The following is a 21,492-nucleotide window of genomic DNA, read 5'->3' on the forward strand; positions in this document are numbered from 1 at the left end:
ACAGGTATGTTAAGTTATCGCAGTTTACATTGGTTTAGATGGCTTTTTAATGTCATCTGCCTCATGACGTATCTTTGCTTCGCACAACTGGCAAAAAGAAGGTACCTTTTTGGGCATATCTTCGTCGTCATCAAGGAAAGGGTTTTTATTATCCTCTACGATCTGGTCTGGATCGAACATTCTACCGCACATAATACATTTTTTCATAGCCATTTAGGCTCACCTCCGGGCATGTTGTTATAACATAATATTCTCCGCCGGATGTGTGATTCCTGCCCGGATTTAAACCGTGCCCCTGAAAACAAGCGGCACTTATGCGTTCAGACCAGCAATTTATTTTAAAAGTAGGTTTTTAATTCTTGGGCGATGGCTTCCGGTAATATTACCGTCCAGGGGTCATCATGCAGAATTTGCATATGGGTAATATCGCTGCCCACAAGGGGGAATATGGTAAACCTGCCAACAATCCTGGCGTGAATGGAAAAACCGGCATGTTCAGATCGGGCAAAATACAAGGCAGCATTAAAGGAAGTGATGTTGCTTTGTTTATAGAATTTAATTACCCTACACAGACCTACAGCAAGATCATATAAATCATCGTCGGAAATATCGTGTATGGTTTTCTTGCCCGGCAATATACCCATGATATCGCCGACGTGTCGTGGCGCAAATGCGCTGAGCCAGTGTACCTTACCGGTTTGGCCGACATACCTTTCTTTGGCTTTTAATTCGCTATTAATTAGATCGGTCCAGTAATTACTCTTATAATCACTTAAATATTTTTCGGAAGCATTGATCAACTGTTTGTCAAATGTGCATGGTTCCTTACCGGCCAGTATTTGTAAATGGGGGTGGATTAATGAACCTCCGGCATAAGGCATATAGTTCCAGTTAATAGATACATAGCGGGCTTCGTCCGGATCTAACGCTGTTACTCTTTGTAAATAGTCCAACCCGGCCCGGAAACTGTTGATGATTAACTCTGTTTCAATTTCCTCCATGGCAATGTAATGGCGGCATGACATGACTACCAGTGAGGCGTATTTTTCATAAGGGTTTAAATTGGGGATTACTGTTGCATCACCGAGTTTGATGCGTCCCTCGGGGGCTATGTCTGCAGAAAACATAGGTGTTACCTTTTCCAATACATCGGGGCAAAACGGGCAAAATTTTTGCCTGGACTCTTCCACAAAGGGTGTCCAGTCGTGGTTGTGTATATTAAACTTGCGAAAAGGAAATATGCGGGAAATTTGTCCCGTTAGCGGGTCATGGCGTATCTCGCTGACTACGGTTTTAGGTTCGAAATTATTCATTGGGTCCAAAAAACTGGACTCTTTTAAATCTTTAGTAAACTTTATGGACATATCTTCTCCTCCTTGCAATTTATAAATTTAGTTTATTTGCTAAGACCAAATAATTTAAGATTTAACTGGCAAAATATGATAATAATTATCATCGGCAGCTTTATAGTAAACATTTTGTAAATTGGATTTTCCCAGTGAAACAAATATTATGTAAACTCACTCCATGATACTTGTCCACGTTTGTTATGCATGGATTATAGTATTTAGAGCGACCTGCCCATTGGCCGGTCGCTCACCAGAGGCAATGGGTTACTTTTCCATGGCCAGCTCTACTATTTTGCCTACCAATGCTTCAAATGATATGCCCGCCGCCCTTGCCGCGTCAGGAAATAGGCTGGTCTCTGTCATGCCGGGTATGGTGTTGACTTCTAAAACATAAGGATGACCGGATTGGTCTACCATGAAATCCACTCGTGACAGTCCCCGGCAGCCAATGGCCAGGTATGCTTTATAAGCCAGTTCTTTTATATTTTGTTGTACATCATCTGGCAGCCGGGGCGGTATAATATGGTCGCTTAATCCTACAGTGTACTTGGCTGTATAGTCATAGACCCCTGTGGTCGAAAAAATCTCAATTAAAGGCAGTACTTGGGGATTCTCATTGCCCAGCACAGAGGCAGTTACCTCTACACCATCCACCATTTTTTCCACCAGTACATTGGGATCGTACTGAAAAGCCTGCTCGATGGCACTGTTTATATCATCCCTGTGACGAACAAATGAGATGCCGATGGTTGAACCCTGGGTGGCTGCTTTTACCACCACAGGCAAACCCATAGCTATGATTTTTTCGGCGATGGTATCCATTGCGTCATTGCTGTACTGGCTGCGTGATACGGTAAAGAATTCGGGAGTGGGTAATCCTTCGTATAATAATATCTTTTTAGTGGCAATTTTATTTATGGCAATGGCACTTGCCAATACATCGGATCCGGTATAAGGTATATCCAGCATCTCCAATAGACCTTGAACGGTGCCATCTTCACCATATTTGCCATGCAGGGCGATAAAAGCCAGCTCAATTTGCTGGGCTTTTAAATTTTCCACTATGTTATTATCTACATCGATTTTTACCGCATCATAACCAATGGACAGTAATGCCCGGTGGATTGCTTCTCCAGTGCGCAATGATACTTCCCTTTCCGCCGAACGCCCGCCCAGTAAAACACCGATTTTGGGGCCCATTAAGCCACCTCCGAGAATAGTAATTGTTTATATATATTCGGTTGGGTTCGCAAAAATCCTTTATGCTCCACATATTTCCCTTGACTGGCCGTAAATATTATTTTATAATTACTTTTGTTACGGTAATTAAATAAGTTTTAGGGGAGTAGCTCAATTGGTAGAGCAACGGTCTCCAAAACCGTGGGCTGCGGGTTCAAGTCCTGTCTCCCCTGCCAGTAATACCAAGGCTTTCGGGCTTTGGTATTTTTCATTTTTACCCCCTGGTAGACAGATTTGTATATGTGTTCACAGAACGTGAATTTGAAATAGCTCAAAAACGCTTGTCCATTGTTAGCAAAGAAAGGAGGCCCTAACTATGGATGACCTAAACCGTCACATAAAAGAACTACTTCAAGATCCTGAATTCAATAAAGCCTGGCAAGAGAGTGAACGTGATTATCGAATGGAAAAGATTAAGATAAATAATCGTCTTAGGAAAAAAGTTACGTTAAAAACCTTTAACCCAAAATCTACAGTAACGGGTTCTCACAAATAACCTCCGGTGCTACCGGAGGTTATTTATATAGTGAGTTGTGCACAGACAATTCCAACGCTTTTAGGCCCCATAAAATTTATATGCTGATGCGGTCAGTAAATCTACGTCTAAATCCGTTATATCAACAGGAATATGTCCAACCGCTTGTACTACATTCGTGAACATCAGCCATAGCTTAATTTGCCTAACGACACATATCTATTTCCCACCATGGCTGGTAACGACTGTTAATACTTATAATATACCCTCTTCTTGCAGCTCCGCCGTCAGCTGTTCTACTAGATCCTGGGGCATGCTAAAGGAATGTTCCTTGTCCGGGAATGCGCCTTCGCGCACTTCGCTGGCATAGGTATTTAACGCCTTTTGCATATCTTCACCCAAATTGGCATAACGTTTAACAAACTTGGGAATATACCTGTCAAACAAGCCTAAAAGGTCGTGGATGACCAGCACCTGGCCATCGCAGTTATTTCCGGCCCCGATGCCGATTGTTGGCACCTGAACGCTTTCAGTGATAATTTTGGCTACCGGGCCGGGTATGGCCTCCAGGACGATGGCAAATACACCCGCCCTTTCCAGGGCCAGCGCATCTTTTATTATTTGCTTGGCATCCTGGAGGTTTTTGCCCTGCACTTTGAAACCACCCAGCTGGGCGGCGCTCTGTGGCGTTAAGCCAATATGGCCCATCACTGGTATACCGGCCCTGACTAAGGCGGCCACGGTATGGGCTATGCGTTCCCCGCCTTCCAGCTTAATAGCATCCATGCGCCCTTCCCTAATCATCCGGCCTGCGTTGGCCATTGCTTGCTCCGTACTTATTTCATAAGTCATGAAGGGCATGTCTCCTACCAGGAAAGTGTGTTTGCCCGCGTTGGCTACGGCTTTGCAAAAAACCAGCATGGTATCCAGGTCAATTTGCACCGTTCCTTCATAGCCCATCATGGTATTAGCTGCCGAATCGCCCACCAGTATCATATCTATGTCGGACTTGTCCACTTGTGACATCATGGCAAAATCATATGTGGTCACCATAGTGATTTTCTTACCCTGCTTCTTCATTTCCTTAAATGTTAATATATTGGCTTTTTGTTTTTCCACTACATTCACTCCTTATGCATTTTGCATTATTGTTTCTGTAAATTATATAATTATTAATATAATGCTTCCAAAATTTAAAAGTTCGGCTTGGTTCTTTATAGAGTTAAAGGACATAATATTATTGGGAAAATTATGTTCGAATAACAAAAAAACCTCCGGACAAGTCCGAAGGATATAAATATCCCTTGTACAAACCCGTCTCGGTCCTACCGGCTCCAAGCGGAGGTATGTTAGCTTAATCCAAAACGCATCACCTACCCAACCAACCCAAACAAGTGGTGCGGTTCTAATCAGATACCGCCCAAACCTTGAATTATTTTAACATACTAACAATGTTGTGACAATATTGTTATAATTCTTACTACAGTAAAAATGGCATAAAAAAAGCCGGTTATAAACTTATAAACAAACCGGCCTATTTTCAGTGCTATGTCTATTTTTCTGCTTCCGCTTCGGCTTTGGCCTTTTGTATAATATCCTCGGCCAGTTTAGCGGGCACCTCTTCATAACTGTTAAATTCCATCTTGAATTGGCCCCGTCCCTGGGTCATGGATTTAAGATCATTGGCATACTTGAACATTTCGGCCAGCGGCACGTGGGCTTTTACTACGGTGCCCTCTTCAACCTGGTCTGTACCAAGCACGCGACCGCGCTTGGTGTTAAAGTCGCCGATAATATCCCCCATGAATTCGTCGGGTACAGTTACTTCTACATACATAATCGGTTCCAGTATGGCTGGTTTGGCCATAGGAACTGCCTTTTTAAAGGCTAATGATGCAGCAATTTTAAAGGCCATTTCAGATGAGTCTACGTTGTGGTAGGAACCATCATATAATGTGGCTTTTAATCCCACCGTTGGGTAACCTGCCAGGGCACCTTCCACCATTGTCTCCCGTAATCCTTTTTCCACTGCCGGGAAGTAGTTGCGGGGCACGGCACCGCCGAAGACTTCTTCATTAAATTCAAAGTCGCCTTCAGCCAACGGCTCAAACCTTATCCAGACATGACCATACTGACCACGGCCACCGGATTGTTTCTTATGTTTACCTTCTACTTCTACTTTGGCGCGGATGGTCTCCCGGTAGGGTACCTTGGGCTCTTCGGTGACCACGTCAACACCGTAACGACGTTTTAAGTTACTGATCATAATGTTTACATGGGCTTCACCCATACCGGTGAGCAGGGTTTGCTTGGTCTCAATGTTCTTTTCCACCCGGAGCGAAGGATCTTCTTCCAGCAGTTTATGGACTGCATCACCCAGCTTATCCTCGTCGTTTTTACTCTTGGGGGCTATGGCCAGGGTGTAGTTAGGCACCGGGAAGTCAATCCCCTCCAGAGCCTCTTTATTATCCTTATCGCACAGGGTATCTCCGGAACTGGTGTCGGTTAATTTGACCACTACTGCCAAATCGCCGCAAGAAACCTGGGGAGTTTGCTCTGAGTGTTTACCGCGCACAAATAATACCTGACCAATTTTCTCGTTCTTCTCCTTGATGGCATTATACACCTGGGAGTCTGCCTTTAAAGATCCGCGGAAAACACGGATGAAGTTCATACGGCCTACGTAAGGGTCGGCCAGTGTTTTAAATACCAATGCGGCCATTGGACCGTCTTCGTTTTTGGGTGCCGGTAGATACTGGGACAAAAAGCCACTTAAATCTGAAATGGCCATATTCTTGGTCGCCGATCCGCATAGCACCGGTACAGCCTTGGCAGTGGCAATACTATTGTGCAATCCTGACTTAATTTCCTCCGGAGTTAATTCTTCTCCTTCTAAATATTTCATGGTCAGGTCATCGTCGCCTTCGGCTGCGGCCTCCACCAACTTTTCACGATACTCTTCCAGTTGATCCTGGAGTTCATCGGGAATAGCGATTTCCTTAGCTTTCCCGTCACCGCCGAACTCGTAAGCCTTTTGGTTGAGCACATCCATGATCCCTTTGAAATCCAGTCCGTCACCAATGGGAAAATTGATGGGAACAAAGTTGGCTTTAAACTTGGCGTTTAAATCATCTAGTAACTTGGAAAAACTAGCGTTTTCCCGATCCATTTTATTAATGAAAGCCACCCGGGGGAGCTCAGACTTTTGAACAAATTTCCAGATAAGTTCATGCTGCACCTGCACGCCATCCACGGCGGAGAGTACAAACATAGCTGTATCAGCTACCCGTAAAGCACCCTTTACCTCGCCTATAAAATCGGAAAAACCGGGGGTGTCCAAAAGGTTTAATTTAACACTGTTTAATTCTACGGGTACCAGGCTGGTATGCACCGTGGATTGGCGCTGTGCTTCTTCAGGATGGTAGTCTGACACGGTGGTGCCGTCTTCTACCCGGCCAATGCGATTTATTACTCCGGTGTTAAAAAGCATTGCTTCCACCAGAGATGTTTTTCCCGCACCACCGTGACCCACAATGGCGATGTTGCGGAGTTGTTCGGTAGTATAATTCTTCAAAACACGTGCCTCCTTTTGTAAATAATGGTTTCCCTCAAACCCCTTTTCTATACTTATTGGTATCCAAAACTGGCCAAAATTGGTTTTAAACACAAAAATAGCCCGGAAGGGCTCCTTGGCCGCCAAGAAACGGGTTTTCCTGTTTAGCATTCAGTACTTCTACAAGCTAAGCTTAAAATCCTTGTTTTCTATAGTATACAAAAAAAATTTTTTGTTAGTTTTCGCTGGTTTTTCATAGTCTAACGCCTATTGACATAAATATATTCTAGCCTTGGAAAGGATGGTAATATATGGCGGGGTATTCTTTTTTGCAAGGAGCCTTTATTTTATTGATAGCTGGTCTAATTAACCGTTTTTTAGGCTTTGGTTATCAAATAGCCATAATACGTTTAATTGGTCCCGAAGGTGTAGGGCTGTTTAATATAGTATTCCCGGTATATATTATGATGCTGGTGCTGGCTAGTGCCGGAATACCCCTGGCCATAGCTAAACTCGTAGCCGAAGAGGTAGCCAATAATAATATACCCGGCGCTTATAGGATTTTTAAGCTTTCTTTGTTCATACTGTTAATTACCAGCTTGTTTTTTACCGTGGTTTTAATTATTGCTGCACCTATTCTGACGGAGTCCTATTTCCCCAATCCAAGGGTGTATTATTGTCTGATCAGTTTGGTGCCAGGAATTATCATTGTTACTTTGTGCTCCGCCTTTCGTGGCTTTTTCCAAGGTTTGCAGCAAATGTCCCCTACAGCCATTACTCAGACAATTGAACAATTGGTACGGGTGGTGTCAGGACTGGTCTTTGCCTATATCATGCTTCCCTTGGGTATTGAGTATGCTGCAGTTGGTCTTTCCGTGGGGGTTATATTGGGGGAATTAACGGGCTTTGTTCTTATGCTGCGCATTTATGCCAATTATAGACCAATAGCCTTGCATTACGTACCAGGGTCGTGGCGCAAAATTTATCATTTGGGCAATAGTATGAAAAAGATTTTTACGCTGGCCATACCAGTAACCCTTACCAGGATTGTAGCCACAGCGCTGATGTCTATACAGGCTGTATTAATACCACAGCGGCTGCAGGTCGCCGGGCTATCGATAGAACAGGCCACCAGCGCGTATGGGCAATTTATAGGAATCGCCGAGGCTCTGCTGTTTATGCCCGGTGTTTTAACCATGGCACTGGCCACTTCATTGGTACCGGCCATGTCCGATGCCATAGCCGCCAACAATTTGGCTTTGGCCAGGTCGCGCATATTAGACGCTGTTAGATTAACTTTACAGGTGGGGGTGCCTGCAGCTTTTATTTTTCTTTTGCTGGCGGACGAGCTTTGTGGTGTTCTTTTTGGTTACGTCCAGGCCGGTGCCATTTTAAAGGTTTTAGCGCTGTCCGGCCCGTTTTTATACCTGCAGCAAACCACTACGGGTATTTTGCAGGGTGTGGGTAAGGCTGATGTGCCCTTTAAAAACCTGGTAGCATCATCGCTGGTGTGTATCATGGGTATTTATTACTTGACGGCAGTGCCGCAGTTGGGTATGGGGGGGACTGCTGCTGCTGTGGCCATTGGTTTCATTATTATGCCCATTTTAAATATGCTGCATCTTTTCAAAATGGGTCTGTTTACGCTCTCCGCCAGGGAAAATGTTTTAAAACCATTAGTAGCGGCACTGGGTATGTCACTATTAATTATTTATACAAAAAAAATAATGTACGGGTATGGTATTCACGATGGCTTGGTGTTGGTAATTACCCTGTTGGCCGGTGGATTTACATACCTGGTATTAATGCAGATAACCGGCGGTATAAATGACCAGGACAGACAAAAATTTGGCATGCTGTTTAAGTTCAATAGACGCTAGAATTTAGTAAGGGAATTTATTTTGGATCATTTTATCGATTTGCTTTATGGCAGCAAAATCAGTTAAGTCAAAATGCAGCGGTGTTATAGATATATAGTTACTTTTTACTGCCTTTACATCTATATCAACGTCCACGGCAGGATGCGCAATATTAGCACCTTCCTTAAAATCTGGCTGCATAGCCGGGTACTCGGGCATTGTGTCTTCGGGTTCACCGGCCATCCAGTAATAAATATTTCCCCGTGGGTCGGTCCTTTTATGAAAAACATTAATATAACGTCTCATTCCAAGTCTGGTTACCTGAACTCCCTGGGGCTTACCCGGGGGCACGTTGATATTAATTAAAATGCGTTTCATTTCACTACTGGCGTCAACTAGTAATGGCACAATATGCGAAGCAAAAGCAGCAGCCTGGCTATAGTCATCGCTTTCAAAGCTGGCCAATGATATAGCCACAGATGGAAAGCCATTAATTATACCTTCAATGGCTGCGGATACTGTGCCGGAATAAAGCACATCAGTACCTAAATTGGCGCCCCGGTTGATACCTGAAACAACAATATCTGGTTTTTGGGGCATTAATGCCTCAACGGCTAGTTTAACACAATCTGCCGGTGTGCCGTTCAGTGACCAGCCATAAGTACCATCCGAAAAGTTAACTTTCTTAGGGCGCAGCGGTTTATGTGAAGTTATGCCATGCCCGGCGCCGCTTCTTTCCTTCTCAGGCGCCACCACCAGCACTTCACCCAGAGTGGATAAAGATTTTCTAAGTGTTTGCAAACCCGGGGCATTAATACCGTCATCATTACTAATTAATATGCGCATGGTATCCTCCGTCAAATTCAAAACTCATATATGGTTATGGTTAGGTTGTTTTCCTCTTTATTTTTGGTAAGGCCGAACATTATTTTTTTATCCTTGAGGTTTTTATTTAAAAAATCTATCACTTTATACATTTCTTCATAGTTAGCAAAAGATTTAAACGCAATCAGCTCCAGTTTTCCCTGGTCCGCATCAGCGTGATCCATAAATCTCTCCCCCTATTATTTCCTTATTAATGAGAATGCCTCCGCTCTGGTGGCCTCGTTGCGCTGGAATGATCCCCGTACAGCCGACGTAAGGGTTTTTGAACCCGGCTTACGTACCCCGCGCAAAGTCATGCACATGTGCTCCGCTTCAATTACTACCAATACTCCGTGTGGATTTAATTTTTTCATAATTGTGTCTGCTATTTGCGAGGTTAATCTTTCTTGCAGCTGAGGTCTCTTGGAAAATCCCTCTACAACCCGGGCTAATTTTGATAGACCGGTTACATTACCCTTGCGGGGAATGTACGCCACGTGTGCTTTGCCGTAAAATGGCAGCAAATGATGCTCGCACATGGAATAAATAGGAATATCCTTTACCAGCACCATCTCTTCATGTTCTTCAGAAAACATTTTCTGCAAGTGTCTTTCCGGGTCGTCCCAAAGCCCGCAAAAAATTTCATTATACATTCTTGCTACTCTGGCCGGGGTTTCTTTTAAACCTTCTCTGTCCGGGTCTTCGCCGATAGCTTCCAGGATCATGCGTACAGCTACTTCTATTTTTTCCATATCTATCATTATAATTTCCCCTTTCTTGCCTTTATTATTAAAAGCTATGTTTAATATCAGTCCTGGTTTGGGAATAACCCAGGGCGTTTTCATTTCATAGCGACTAAAAAAACAGTTCTATAAAGCCATTGCGTGGTATTGTTTACTAAACAGGCACACAAATTGCGATTTGCTATCGGCATTTGGCGTTACAAGGGTGCAGAGTAGTACAATTGATGTAATAGCATATATGGTGTAGCTCCTTTTAGTGTTTTATTATTACTCACACAACAATTTAACTATTTCGCCATGATACGATTTCGTCCTCCTAACTAATACAAAAAAAGACCTGGTATATTACCAGAGTCTTTTTTTCTCGCGCTTTCATTAATTTTATAAACAAATTTTTGACCCAAGGGGTTCTAATGAGCGGTATTGGGGTTTCAGCAGGTGTGTCCCCTTTTCTTAAATAAGCGGTAATATTAGTGGTATTAGCTTAGGATATACTTTAAGAATAATTTCCATTTGTTTAACGGGCTATCTGGTTAAACCAAAAGCTTTGCGATAATACTCAGCGGCTTCGCTGATTTTGCCCAATTCATTAAGCAATTCGCCCCTGATGCTCCATAATTCAAAATCATGTTCCTCCTCCTGCTGACTATCACAAAGTACCAATGCCTCTTGATATTTTTGTAAAGTAATTAAACATTTAATCTTGTTCAACGCTATAATTTTTTTATTTGTTTCTTTTTTCTCCCATTGCAGTGCCATATCATAGTGTTTTAAGGCTTCATCTTTTTGATCGGAGGTTTCCAGGCACATAGCTAAATTGTTGGCCAGTGTGGCATCGCCGGGATGGTTTTGTATCGCTTTTTTAAAAAATTTCACTGCCTTATCACACTGGTTTGTTTTTATATAACAGGCCGCCAGGTTGTTTAAAATACCATAGTCGGTGGGCGCCAGTCCCCGGGCCAGCTCATAGCAGGTTTGCGCTTCCTCAAAACGATTAAGCAGGAATAAACTATAACCTTTGTTATTGAAGAGCTCTATGCTATTAAGTCCCAGGCTCTGCGCCCTTTCATAAAATTCTAGCGCCTTATGGTGACTGTTCAGCTTACTGAGGACATGCCCAATATTGAAGTATAAGATAGCATCAGCTCCGCCTTCCTCCAATTCCTTCATGAAAACTTTCAAAGCTTCTGGTGTACATCCTCTCTCCAGTAGCTCCAACCCAGTGTTGTTTGAATTTTTATTATTATTGCCATAATATCTTTCTTTTTCCACCTGGCGGTGTGGCCACTGACCATAGTATGCTTGCTCCTCTTTTAGCGAACCTTTTCTGTGGCCACGCAGCCAATATAAAAAACAACCGATATTCTCCCGTCCTGCAACCTTTTTCCAATAATAGACAGCATTATCTACTTGCCCCTTTTTTAGGTATAAGCGACTGGCATGCAAACATAACTTAGGGTTATTGGGGGCATTGGTAATGGCCCATTTAACCATGTTTAAGGCGTTGGTAAGGGAACCAAGTTTCTCCATTACCACTGCCAGGCTATATACTACCTGAATGTATACGTTGATGCCGAGCTGTTTTTTAATACCATCCATATATACACACCCCTTTAAGATTTATTGGTTATATTCGCCAAGTGTTCACCATATCCTTCCAATTAGATATAAAAATATTGTAATGTTTTGAATAATTTAGTAATTGTGAGCTTGTTGGTATTTTGGTTGTTCTATAACGCATAATAAAAAGGGAAAAATGGGGGTGATAAATTGGAAAAGAATAAGCATAAAAGCTCCAAAGAAACAGGTGATGCTTTTGTGGAGGAACCCACTGGTTCAGCAACAATGGTAAACTTGGACGGGCAGTGGGATCATGACTTTACCGATCGTTTTAGCAACAATAAAACAGCCGGCAAATGAACCGGCTGTTTTTCTTTTAAGCATATTATGTTATTTATGACATAAAATTTAAATTAAACAGGGAGGTGTGGATTAAATGGTTGCTTTAAAAAATGAAAAAACAACTTACCCGCCGCTTAGCTTAAGTGCTGTTTTAAAAGGAGTACTGGCGGCGTTAATCGTCACCGTGCTGGGTAGCGCCTTGCTGGGCATATTATACCATGTCACGTCCCTTGGTGAAAAAACACTACCTCTAGCCTCAAATACACTTTATTATGTTAGTGTTTTTGCTGGTGGCCTTTTGGCTGCCCGTTGGGCGGGGTATAAGGGTTTAGTGCATGGTATTGGTGTGGCTGTAGTATTTCTACTTTTTAGTTGGTTGATTAGTAGCTTTCTTTTGCATACCCAGTCTGCAGCTGGTGCAACGTTTCAGAGAGTTATCATTTCCTGCCTGACTGGTGCCGTTGGGGGTATACTGGGTGTTGGTGTGTCCAGGCAATGATGTAGTTGTAAAAGGCCTTAAAGATTGAACGTCAGACTAAAGAGGTTAAATGCCCGGCCGGTCTACCGATTAATTTGATTATTGTTAACAATAATTTAAAAGATTATATGATTCTAAAAAGGAGCAGGTTATAGCCTGCTCCTAATTTCGTCACTTAATGAATTTCATCAGCCAGCTGCGCAAAAAAGAAGGAAGCCGTACATAATAGACCCGCAAAACTTTCACTCTCCTTCACCTGGTTTTTATTATCTATATTAATATTATTGATGACATGCCTTTAATGTGCATATAAAATTAAACAGTTTACCCCAGCCAGACAGTCAATTTTTGGGTGATTTCATTGATATTGCCTCGCAAATGGGATTTTACGGGCAATGAATTTAAAAAAATCTTTCCATATCTTTTTTCAATTATGCGTTTATCCAACACTACCACCGCACCTCGATCCTGCTCACTTCTAATCAGTCTACCGAATCCTTGTTTAAAACGGATAACGGCGTTGGGCAGGCTTAATCCATAAAAGCTGTTTTGCCCGAGGGCGGCTATCCTTTCGTTGCGGGCTTCCAGTACCGGGTCGTCGGGAGGTGCAAAGGGCAGTTTAACAATGATTACATTAACAAGGGCATCACCTGGAATGTCAATACCCTCCCAGAAACTAAAAGCTCCAAACAACACGCTGCGCTGGTTTTGATGGAATTCGTTAACCAGCTTGGTACGGCCGCCATCTATACTTTGTCCCAGCACGCAAATATCAACTTCGTCGAGAAGTGGCTTAATTTTATGGTACGTGTCCCGCAGTAGTTTGTGTGAAGTAAAAAGCACCAGTGTTCGGCCACCTGTGGCTACGGATAGTTCATAAATGGTGTTGATAAGTGTTGTTAAATAATCTCCGGCACTAATTTCACCAATATTAGGAAAATCCCTGGCTACGCACAGCAAGCATTGCTGGTCATAATTAAAGGGTGAATCCGCAATAATTTGCTGTATAGCACTGTCAGGCAACCGGTTAAGCCCACATTGCTTTATAAAATGATCAAACTTTTTATTAACCGTAAGGGTCGCGGAAGTAAGTATGATGGCTTTAGGTTTATTAAACAATTTTTCATGAAGTATGGCGCTAATATCTATTGGTGTTGCGTGCAAAGTACACTGGTAGCTTTCCCTTTCCAGCACACTTAAGTTAGGTGCCTCCACCCAGCACACGTAATTCTCCTCTGGTGATTTAAGTATAAAATCAAGATTAGCCAGGTAGTCGTTGCCGGAGGTTATGCTAATAATAATGTCCTGTAGTTTATCCTCCCAGGCGTTATTGGTCACTGTCCATATTTCCAGCCAGTCGGCAAGATTTCTTAATTTTACTATGAAATCCCGCATTCGGTAAAGCAAATTTTGGTATTCAGCCTCAAATTCATCCATAAGTTCTGTTTCCCGGTGTAAGCGTACTTTAATTTGATAGTGTCCTTGGTTATGATTATATTTATGAATGGTTTGAATAAATAAATAAAAAAAACTGTTTATATTTGTTATTAGCATGTGCCTAGTTTCTTCAACTTTTTTAATGGTTTCCAGCCAGCGCCGGCCATCCTGGGGCGGGGCTAATTCATTTAGCTTCTTAATATTTTTGCCCGTTATGGTTAGCCATTGCAGTATTTGGCTCCGAGAAACCTTTTTGCCCATATGTTTGGCTGCCGTTTCCTCAATATTATGTGCTTCATCCATTACCAGCGCTCCGTGGTTCGGCAGTATATTTACTTCAGAGACAATATCAGCGAACAGCAGTGAATGGTTTATAATAACCAGGTGGGCATTTTCCGCATTGCGTCTTGCCCTTGTTACGAAACAGTACTGGTTGCACCAGCGGCAGGCATTACCAAGGCATGTATCACTTTCGGAGCACAGTTGCATCCAAGTTTCATTATCAGGGCCAAAAAGGTTGAGTTCACTTTTATCACCACTGTCTGTATGTTGTAGCCATACTAGAATGCGGGCCACCAGCATGGCCTCGCTGGCGGTGATGCCGGCCGCATGGGTGATGAAATTTATAAAGCGGCGTAAACAGATATAATTGGATCGCCCTTTGAGCAGTGCTGCCTGAAAAGGTAACTCCAACAAGCTTCTTAATAGCGGTATATCTTTATGCCAGATTTGTTCCTGAAGGTTAATGGTATTGGTGGCAATGATGGCACGCTGCTCATGCTGCAGAGCCCAGAGTAAGGCCGGGAGCAGGTAGGCAATGGACTTGCCTGTACCGGTACCTGCTTCCACCAATAATATCTTTTGTTTAGTTAGGGTTTCAGCGACGACTCCCGCCATTTTTATTTGTTCCTTGCGGAACTGGTAGTTGGGCATAAGTCGCCCAAGTGGGCTCCGGGGGCCGAGCAGGTAGTCCAATTGATATTGTGTTTGGTCATGAATGTCGGGGATGTCTTCTTTAGCGCTATATCCGGCATAAATCGGTTCTTTGATGGGTATGCCCTTAATTCTTTCCCCCGGCATGGTCTTTATTTTATCTTTTATAATTGATTCCACGATTGGTGCCAGGGGGGAATTACCATGTTGTAATAGTGGCAGGAGTTGCAGCAGTACGTCAAGCTTTAGATTTTTGGCCATGTCCAGCAGGGCAAAATACAGTGCTGTGGCCGCCAGGGCATCATCCAGGGCACGGTGCAGGGGCTTTTGTGCCAGTTGCAGGGATTGTACCAGATTGGATAGGCTGTAGCCGGGTACGGCGGGCATAATTAAACGGGCCATCTCCAGGGTATCTATACATTGGGTAAATGGTAAATGACCTATCTTGGCAGATAAAAAGGAATGGTCGAAATTGATATTGTGCCCCAGTAGCGGGCATTGTTCCATAAAATCAAACACTAAGGGGGTCACCTGATCCATCGTTGGGCTAGCGGCCAGCTGCTCATCCGTAATACCGGTTAATCTCTTGATTTTCAGCGGTATTTTACACTTGGGATTCACCAGTGTGCTGAAGGTGTCCGTTATTTGTCCGTCTACCACTTTTACCATGGCTATTTCAATTATTTTATCATTTACAGGGTCAAGGCCGGTGGTTTCCAGGTCACAGGCTATAAAGTTCAATGATGTTTCACATCCCATAATAAACTGTATTTGCATTACATGTATTCTTGCTACACCTGATTTATCCTGCTGGAGCGGGTCACATTAACTAGGGAGATGATAATATGCGGCATAAAGAAATAAACCCAGCCAGGGCACTGGATGACTTGGAATCAATACTGGGTAAAGATTGGCTCGAGGAAAATCTTAAGTCCATGAAAGATGGCCAAAACGGTAAAGGAGGTTTTGGTAGATTTATTGATTTTACTGAGTTGGGGATTGCCCATGTTGTTAAAATATGGTATAAGGCCAGAGAGGAAACCATTGACAGGGAGATTGTCGGGGGTGGCATGCCTGGACCTTACACATTAGCCGTCGCCGCTATGGCCGGTGACCTTGAGCCATTATATTTAAACGCTGGTTTATCAAACAAGATTGATGAGCTAAAAGAGACCAAACTTTCGCTGAGAGTTATGCACGAACTGGGCATTGCATCCGGTTATGCCCGAAAAGGGTATCGCATTGATTTTATCAAACGGCAGGTAGTAGGGTCTATTCAAGGCTGCGATGTCCTGCCTGGCTTGGGCGTATTTATGGTTGAGAGTGGGGTAAGTAAAGCAGCTATTATATGTGCTGACGCACATCCGCAAAATGATTTAGGTGATATATTTTACTGCGCCAGGCACTTTCCTGGTGCATCACAAAATGCAGGGGACGGTGGAGACGCAGCACTCCTGCAGCGGGTATTATGTTTATATGTAGCAGATGGATTAACTGATGGGGCTTCCCGGCTAGATGAATGGGCAGTACACCCTGAATTGATGCGGTTGTCTAAAGATGATAATCTACCGGTGCTGTTGTACACCGATGGTATAAAAAACATGCACAACCGGTCTGTTTATGTGCGGTGGGGCCGGTTAGTTGAAGGTAATCAAGCTGCATTGTTTAAGGATATTTATATTCCCGATGAGATAATAACCGCTGCCGAGCTATAAAAATGATACCACCGCCATACGGCGGTGGTGATAATCATTACTGGTCATTCGGTTTTTCTTGACAGTCACACTGATGTTCAGTGAGTACCGGCCTAATCAGCAGACCTGCCTTTTCCCCCCAGTTGCCGGGTCCAGGGTAAAGCTGGCGCAGTGCCAGACTAATACCATATATTTCCCCATGTAAGTAAACCTGATAATTCTGGTCTGGTAAGTCAAATTTTTCAGTTTTCTGCAATTGATCCACCAGCTGTTGCAAATGGTTAAAAATAACTTCCACGTTCCGGTTCGATAAGGTGGGCATGGATCTGCTCTCATCCTCGCCCTCGACCTGGTTGGCTGCTACATATTCTAAAATGGCATATGCCGCTGTATAATAATCTAATTCCTTTTGTTCCACCCGGTCAAGTAATTCATTGACCAGGCCGGGTAAACGCATTTGTTTAAAAACCTTTTGCTGCCATTTGTAATTGACTATATCAAGGGTTTCTGAGCGCACGCGCTTTTGGCGCCTGTGCTTCAGTGAATTGGTTGTGCTGTGCAATTGGTGCTGTCGGTGACCTTCAATAGCTTGCACCAGTTCAGTAATGCCCGCGCCGGTCAGGCTGGAACATAATTGTACCGGTGGCCGCCAGCTGGTTCCGTCCCGCCGTTGATCGAGCATAATTTCTACTTCAGTAGCGATTTTATCCGCGCCTGGCAGATCACTTTTATTTACGGCAAACACATCGGCAATTTCCATAATCCCTGCTTTGATAGTTTGGATGGCATCCCCTGCCCCGGGAGTTAAAACCACAACTGTACTATCAGCCACATGCATGATATCCAGTTCGGCCTGTCCCACACCCACTGTTTCTATAATAACCCGGTCAAAGCCGAAGGCATCCATGGCTTTTACAACGTCCTTGGTGGTTTTAGCCAACCCACCGAGGCTGCCTCTCGTACCCATACTTCGGATAAAAACACCTTTATCAAGCGCATGCTGCTGCATTCTGATGCGATCACCCAGCAATGCACCCCCAGTAAAGGGGCTGGTGGGGTCGACGGCGATAATGCCCACTGTATTACCTGCCTTGCGCAGCTGCTTGACCACTTGGTCCACCAGTGAACTTTTACCTGCTCCCGGTGACCCGGTGAAACCGATTACATAAGCTTGGCCGGTGCGTTTAAAGAGTTCCTTTAAAATTTGTTCGTGCTTATCGTCCTCATTTTCCAGCAGCGATATAAGGCGGGCCAATGCCCGGGTTTCTCCGGCAATGAATCTATCTATTAAGTCTTGCACTTGAGTGCACCTCCTTGAATTGCGCTGCATATGTATATAGTGCAGTTTTCTCCGGCCAAAGGTTGAAATCCTGTTTGAATTATCGATATTTACAAATAAAAGGCCTCCCAGAACCTGGGAGGGCCGGGTAATACCGATTTATAGTTCATTTTTCCGTTTGCACCTTAAATTATACCATTTAAGCAATAATCATTTACCTTATTATAATTTAAAAATAAAATAGACTTATCCAAAACATTAATATGTTAATAACCTAATCTCCTCTCCCTTTCTCCGCTGTATCATTGGATACAGCTATTTTTTTTGTGTTTCTTCGATATATTTTTCCGCTGACACAGCCGCTATGGCACCATCAGCCACAGCGGTGACTACCTGGCGGAGTATTTTTTGTCTAACGTCACCGGCTGCAAAAATACCCGGCCGGGAGGTGTGCATATTTTCATCAGCGATGATATAGCCGCGCTGGTCCAGATTAATTAACCCAGCCACTAAATCGGATACCGGCCGGGTGCCTACATAAATAAAAATTCCATCCACGGCCAGTGGTTTGGTTTCCCCGCTGCGCACATCCTTAATGATGATTTCCTTAACAGTTGCTTCACCTGAAATCTTTTCCACTACGCTATGCCAGTGCATAACAATTTTTTCATTGTCCATGGCCCGCTGCTGAAGAACCTTCGTTGCTCTCAATTCACCCCGGCGGTGAATTATGTGCACCTTGCTGGCAAATTTAGTTAAATAAATAGCTTCCTCCACTGCTGAGTCCCCACCACCAATCACGGCAACTTCCTTATCCCTAAAGAAAGCTCCGTCACAGGTAGCGCAATAGGAAACGCCTCGCCCGTGGAACTCTTCTTCGCCGGGAGTTTTTAGCTTTTGCGGCTGGGCGCCTGTGGCCAGGATAATGGTTTTTGTGAGGATGGCTCCATCGTCGGTTTTAATGGTAAAATAATCTTCCCCTGCTTCAATGGTTTCAGCGTTGGCCGATTGCACCTCCATGCCGAACCTGCGCGCTTGGGCATCCATCTGCATCATTAATTCCGGTCCGCCCACGCCTTCAGCAAATCCCGGGTAGTTTTCAATAAATTCAGTGCTGGCGGCCAGGCCGCCGGGCATGCCCTTTTCCAAGAGCAATGTTTTTAAGGCCGCACGGGACGAATATATTCCCGCGGCCAGTCCCGCCGGACCTCCCCCAATAATGGTTACATCATATATATGCATTTTATAACCCCCATGGAAAATTATTTAAGTATAATATCTTAATTTTACAATATTGTTCGCAGCATTGTCAATGATGCAGCCGGCTGTGGTACGTATCCCGACCTGGCACGACCATTGTAAAAGCATAAAAAAAGCGGATAGACACCCGCGTTAAATAGAAAAACCACTGCTTGTATTAAGTTAACTCAGTGGGTATGAAGGGACATTACCGGTCAGTCACTTTTTTGTGCTACGTAAAAATGGCGGATACTGTTGTACTGGATGGGTTCAAAGGTGAAAGCGTTGAAGCTGCCCAGCAAAGTGAATCCCGCATCTCTCAGGCAGGCAGTAATTTCCTCAGGATGGTAGGCCTTTTCCCGGTGGTATTCTGTGAATTTCCGGTATATATCACCTTCCCTTACAAAGCCGGTTAGCTTGATTTGCCAGGTACTTTGGTTACTATCGTAACTTGTTTCCCAAATTAAAGTCATATCCTGGTCATCTATCATGGTAATGCTGTTATCCGCTTTGGACAGCCAGTGAACAGCATTGAGGTCAAAAATAAAAGCACCTTTATCGTTTAATTGCCGGTGTACTTGTTGGAACGTCTTTTTAATATCCATAATATCAAGCAAATAATTTAAGCCATCGTGGAAACAGGTTACCAGACCTACCTTTCCCGGCAGCTTGAAAGTGCGCATGTCTTGCTCTAAAAAATTAATAGACAGTTTTTTAGCTGCTGCTTTGGATCTGGCCAGGTTCAGCATTTCTCCGGCCAGGTCGATGCCGGTGGCTTTATAGCCGCGCCGGGCAAAGGGAATCACGGTATTGCCTGTGCCACAGGCAAGATCCGCAACACTGTCGGTGTGCAGCTGAAAACGGTTCAGCAATGCTTCAACGTAATCAATCCAACCCTCAAAATCCACTCCGGCTACCAGGTAATCATATATGTAAGATAAACCGCTGTATTGATTCATTTCATCACGCCCAGTACTGTTTAATTTAATAACCCCCGGTTTATAAACCGGGGGCTAGAGATTATTATTTCTTTAAACTTGCCAGGATATCCTCGAGAACCTTTTTAATATCCTGATCGCCATTGATATTCAGCAGCAATCCCTGGGCCGCGTAATAATCAATTAGCGGCTGGGTTTGGGCTTCGTATACATCCAGGCGATTGCCTACCGCTTCCTCGTTGTCGTCACTGCGCTGGTATAACTCGCCACCGCAGCTGTTGCACTTGCCTTCCACTGCGGGCTTGTTAAACAGCACATGGTAGCTGGCTCCACAGCCGCGGCATACACGGCGGCCGGTCAAACGGGCCATCAGTTTTTCCCGTGGCACTGCGATGTTCACTACACCGTCCAGTTTGATGCCCATCTCCTGCAGGGTGGCGTCTAATGCCTTGGCCTGCTCGAGGGTGCGGGGAAAACCATCCAGCAAGAAACCTTCGGCACAGTCTGGTTTTAAAAGGCGGTCCTTGACCATGCCTACCACTACCTCATCGGGTACCAGGGCACCCTTATCCATGTATTCCTTGGCTTTTTTGCCCATGTCAGTACCTTCTTTAATAGCGGCCCTGAACATGTCACCAGTAGAAATATGGGTAATATTTAATTCCTTGACCAGCACTTCGGCCTGGGTACCTTTACCGGCACCCGGAGGCCCCATGATTAAAAGCTTCAAATAATTCCCCTCCTCCATGTAATACAAAAATAATCAGCTTGTACACATTATAGCATTAATATTTATCAGTGAAAATAATAAATTCTTGAACTGGTCTTCTGTCTAAATCATCATTGACAATCAGGCCAAGTTAAGTTATTATAGTGTTTGTCGGAAAAATTATTACTTCGGGGCGTAGCGCAGTTTGGTAGCGCGTACGGTTCGGGACCGTAAGGCCGCAGGTTCAAGTCCTGTCGCCCCGACCACAGGTAAACTCCTTCTTTTAAAGAGGGAGTTCATTTTTTTTATATCCCCTGCGCGTTTAACTTGCCCCGAGTTAGATCTTTCATGTAACTTGGAAATGTTTTATTCATACCTTGAGAATTAATGACAAATTAAAAACTAATAAATAGATTTTTTTTGTTTAAACTATATCATGAAAAGAAAAAAGGAGGTGGCATATGAGTACATTAAGCCCTTTTACCTTTTCCTCGCCCATCCAGGGGGTTCAGGTTAAACCGCTGAAGCAGGATGGTAAAGAAATACGCATCAGGTATAGCGGCATGTTAAATAAGAACGGGGCCAATCAGGTTTGGATGCATGCCGGTATTGGCGAAGTTGAGGAATGGGTTGATTCCAAAGATTATCTTATGGAAAAAACCAGCGAAGGCTGGGAACATACCGTTGATGTAAAGGGAAAACAATTTAATTTTTGTTTCAGGGATGATGCCCATAACTGGGATAATAATAACGGGACCAACTGGATCTATAGAATTACTTAAAAGCCGGACTTTAGCCGGC

General features: G+C 43.9%; 21 protein-coding genes and 2 tRNA genes. 8 read left to right on the forward strand and 15 right to left on the reverse strand.

The annotated features are described in order from the left end of the window. Positions 1-24 precede the first annotated feature (24 nt). The 3 genes from DESGI_RS09480 to DESGI_RS09490 all read right to left on the reverse strand — a co-directional run bounded on the left by DESGI_RS09480 (position 25) and on the right by DESGI_RS09490 (position 2,549). Complete coding sequence (locus DESGI_RS09480) at positions 25-213, reverse strand: hypothetical protein (RefSeq protein ID WP_006524531.1); 189 nt, start codon at positions 211-213, stop codon at positions 25-27. Between the two features lie 125 nt (positions 214-338). Continuing rightward, the gene (locus tag DESGI_RS09485; RefSeq protein WP_006524532.1) at positions 339-1,364 is read right to left on the reverse strand and encodes a hypothetical protein; all 1,026 of its coding nucleotides are present in this window, start codon (positions 1,362-1,364) and stop codon (positions 339-341) included. 249 nt (positions 1,365-1,613) lie between these two features. After that, on the reverse strand, positions 1,614-2,549 hold the full coding sequence (locus DESGI_RS09490; protein ID WP_006524533.1) for a D-alanine--D-alanine ligase: 936 nt from the start codon (positions 2,547-2,549) through the stop codon (positions 1,614-1,616). Between the two features lie 139 nt (positions 2,550-2,688). Between DESGI_RS09490 and DESGI_RS09495 the strand changes: the two genes are divergently transcribed. Together DESGI_RS09495 and DESGI_RS09500 are read left to right on the forward strand one after the other, a co-directional pair. After that, positions 2,689-2,764: transfer RNA gene (locus tag DESGI_RS09495), tRNA-Trp, on the forward strand. A 140-nt stretch (positions 2,765-2,904) separates the two neighbouring features. Next, a complete protein-coding gene (locus DESGI_RS09500) occupies positions 2,905-3,084 on the forward strand; it encodes a hypothetical protein (protein ID WP_006524534.1) in 180 nt (59 codons plus the stop codon). 60 nt (positions 3,085-3,144) lie between these two features. On the opposite strand, the gene DESGI_RS26425 is transcribed toward DESGI_RS09500, so the two are convergent. From DESGI_RS26425 to fusA, 3 genes are all read right to left on the reverse strand, one after another. Continuing rightward, entirely contained in the window at positions 3,145-3,249 is a 105-nt protein-coding gene (locus DESGI_RS26425; RefSeq protein WP_353740035.1) for an aminotransferase class V-fold PLP-dependent enzyme, read from the reverse strand. Positions 3,250-3,318: 69 nt separating this feature from the next. After that, on the reverse strand, positions 3,319-4,182 hold the full coding sequence (panB, locus tag DESGI_RS09505; RefSeq protein WP_006524535.1) for a 3-methyl-2-oxobutanoate hydroxymethyltransferase: 864 nt from the start codon (positions 4,180-4,182) through the stop codon (positions 3,319-3,321). A 433-nt stretch (positions 4,183-4,615) separates the two neighbouring features. After that, positions 4,616-6,637, reverse strand: a complete 2,022-nt coding sequence (gene fusA / locus DESGI_RS09510; RefSeq protein WP_041285357.1) for an elongation factor G — start codon at positions 6,635-6,637, stop codon at positions 4,616-4,618. A gap of 290 nt (positions 6,638-6,927) precedes the next feature. Between fusA and spoVB the strand changes: the two genes are divergently transcribed. Continuing rightward, a complete protein-coding gene (gene spoVB, locus DESGI_RS09515) occupies positions 6,928-8,496 on the forward strand; it encodes a stage V sporulation protein B (protein ID WP_006524537.1) in 1,569 nt (522 codons plus the stop codon). Between the two features lie 3 nt (positions 8,497-8,499). On the opposite strand, the gene surE is transcribed toward spoVB, so the two are convergent. From surE to DESGI_RS09535, 4 genes are all read right to left on the reverse strand, one after another. Continuing rightward, on the reverse strand, positions 8,500-9,321 hold the full coding sequence (gene surE / locus DESGI_RS09520) for a 5'/3'-nucleotidase SurE (protein WP_006524538.1): 822 nt from the start codon (positions 9,319-9,321) through the stop codon (positions 8,500-8,502). A gap of 17 nt (positions 9,322-9,338) precedes the next feature. Beyond that, entirely contained in the window at positions 9,339-9,524 is a 186-nt protein-coding gene (locus DESGI_RS09525) for a YpmA family protein (protein WP_006524539.1), read from the reverse strand. Between the two features lie 15 nt (positions 9,525-9,539). Beyond that, on the reverse strand, positions 9,540-10,100 hold the full coding sequence (folE, locus tag DESGI_RS09530; protein ID WP_006524540.1) for a GTP cyclohydrolase I FolE: 561 nt from the start codon (positions 10,098-10,100) through the stop codon (positions 9,540-9,542). Positions 10,101-10,607: 507 nt separating this feature from the next. Beyond that, entirely contained in the window at positions 10,608-11,681 is a 1,074-nt protein-coding gene (locus DESGI_RS09535) for a tetratricopeptide repeat protein (RefSeq protein ID WP_006524541.1), read from the reverse strand. Between the two features lie 171 nt (positions 11,682-11,852). Between DESGI_RS09535 and DESGI_RS24520 the strand changes: the two genes are divergently transcribed. Both DESGI_RS24520 and DESGI_RS09540 read left to right on the forward strand, forming a co-directional pair. Next, the gene (locus tag DESGI_RS24520; protein WP_006524542.1) at positions 11,853-12,002 is read left to right on the forward strand and encodes a hypothetical protein; all 150 of its coding nucleotides are present in this window, start codon (positions 11,853-11,855) and stop codon (positions 12,000-12,002) included. A gap of 76 nt (positions 12,003-12,078) precedes the next feature. After that, positions 12,079-12,483, forward strand: coding sequence for a TIGR04086 family membrane protein (locus DESGI_RS09540; protein ID WP_006524543.1), 405 nt, complete (start codon positions 12,079-12,081; stop codon positions 12,481-12,483). Positions 12,484-12,786: 303 nt separating this feature from the next. On the opposite strand, the gene DESGI_RS09545 is transcribed toward DESGI_RS09540, so the two are convergent. Further along, positions 12,787-15,609: a helicase C-terminal domain-containing protein gene (locus DESGI_RS09545; RefSeq protein ID WP_052543936.1), complete on the reverse strand. Its 2,823-nt coding sequence runs from the start codon at positions 15,607-15,609 to the stop codon at positions 12,787-12,789. Positions 15,610-15,677: 68 nt separating this feature from the next. Between DESGI_RS09545 and DESGI_RS09550 the strand changes: the two genes are divergently transcribed. After that, the gene (locus DESGI_RS09550; RefSeq protein ID WP_006524545.1) at positions 15,678-16,547 is read left to right on the forward strand and encodes a hypothetical protein; all 870 of its coding nucleotides are present in this window, start codon (positions 15,678-15,680) and stop codon (positions 16,545-16,547) included. Between the two features lie 37 nt (positions 16,548-16,584). On the opposite strand, the gene meaB is transcribed toward DESGI_RS09550, so the two are convergent. The 4 genes from meaB to DESGI_RS09570 form a co-directional block, all read right to left on the reverse strand. Next, a complete protein-coding gene (gene meaB, locus DESGI_RS09555) occupies positions 16,585-17,826 on the reverse strand; it encodes a methylmalonyl Co-A mutase-associated GTPase MeaB (protein WP_006524546.1) in 1,242 nt (413 codons plus the stop codon). 294 nt (positions 17,827-18,120) lie between these two features. After that, positions 18,121-19,047: a thioredoxin-disulfide reductase gene (gene trxB / locus DESGI_RS09560; protein WP_006524547.1), complete on the reverse strand. Its 927-nt coding sequence runs from the start codon at positions 19,045-19,047 to the stop codon at positions 18,121-18,123. A gap of 212 nt (positions 19,048-19,259) precedes the next feature. Then, positions 19,260-20,003 (reverse strand): class I SAM-dependent DNA methyltransferase, encoded by a 744-nt coding sequence (locus DESGI_RS09565; RefSeq protein WP_006524548.1) that lies wholly within the window; start codon positions 20,001-20,003, stop codon positions 19,260-19,262. Positions 20,004-20,067: 64 nt separating this feature from the next. Beyond that, complete coding sequence (locus tag DESGI_RS09570) at positions 20,068-20,712, reverse strand: adenylate kinase (protein ID WP_006524549.1); 645 nt, start codon at positions 20,710-20,712, stop codon at positions 20,068-20,070. Between the two features lie 168 nt (positions 20,713-20,880). Here DESGI_RS09570 and DESGI_RS09575 point away from each other — a divergent pair. Both DESGI_RS09575 and DESGI_RS09580 read left to right on the forward strand, forming a co-directional pair. Further along, positions 20,881-20,957: transfer RNA gene (locus DESGI_RS09575), tRNA-Pro, on the forward strand. Positions 20,958-21,152: 195 nt separating this feature from the next. Next, positions 21,153-21,473 carry a carbohydrate-binding protein gene (locus DESGI_RS09580; protein ID WP_006524550.1) on the forward strand — a complete coding sequence of 107 codons (321 nt, stop codon included), beginning with the start codon at positions 21,153-21,155 and terminating at the stop codon, positions 21,471-21,473. Positions 21,474-21,492: the final 19 nt, after the last annotated feature.

Origin of the sequence: Desulfoscipio gibsoniae DSM 7213, assembly GCF_000233715.2 — a bacterium.
Classification (GTDB): Bacteria; Bacillota; Desulfotomaculia; order Desulfotomaculales; family Desulfallaceae; genus Sporotomaculum; species Sporotomaculum gibsoniae.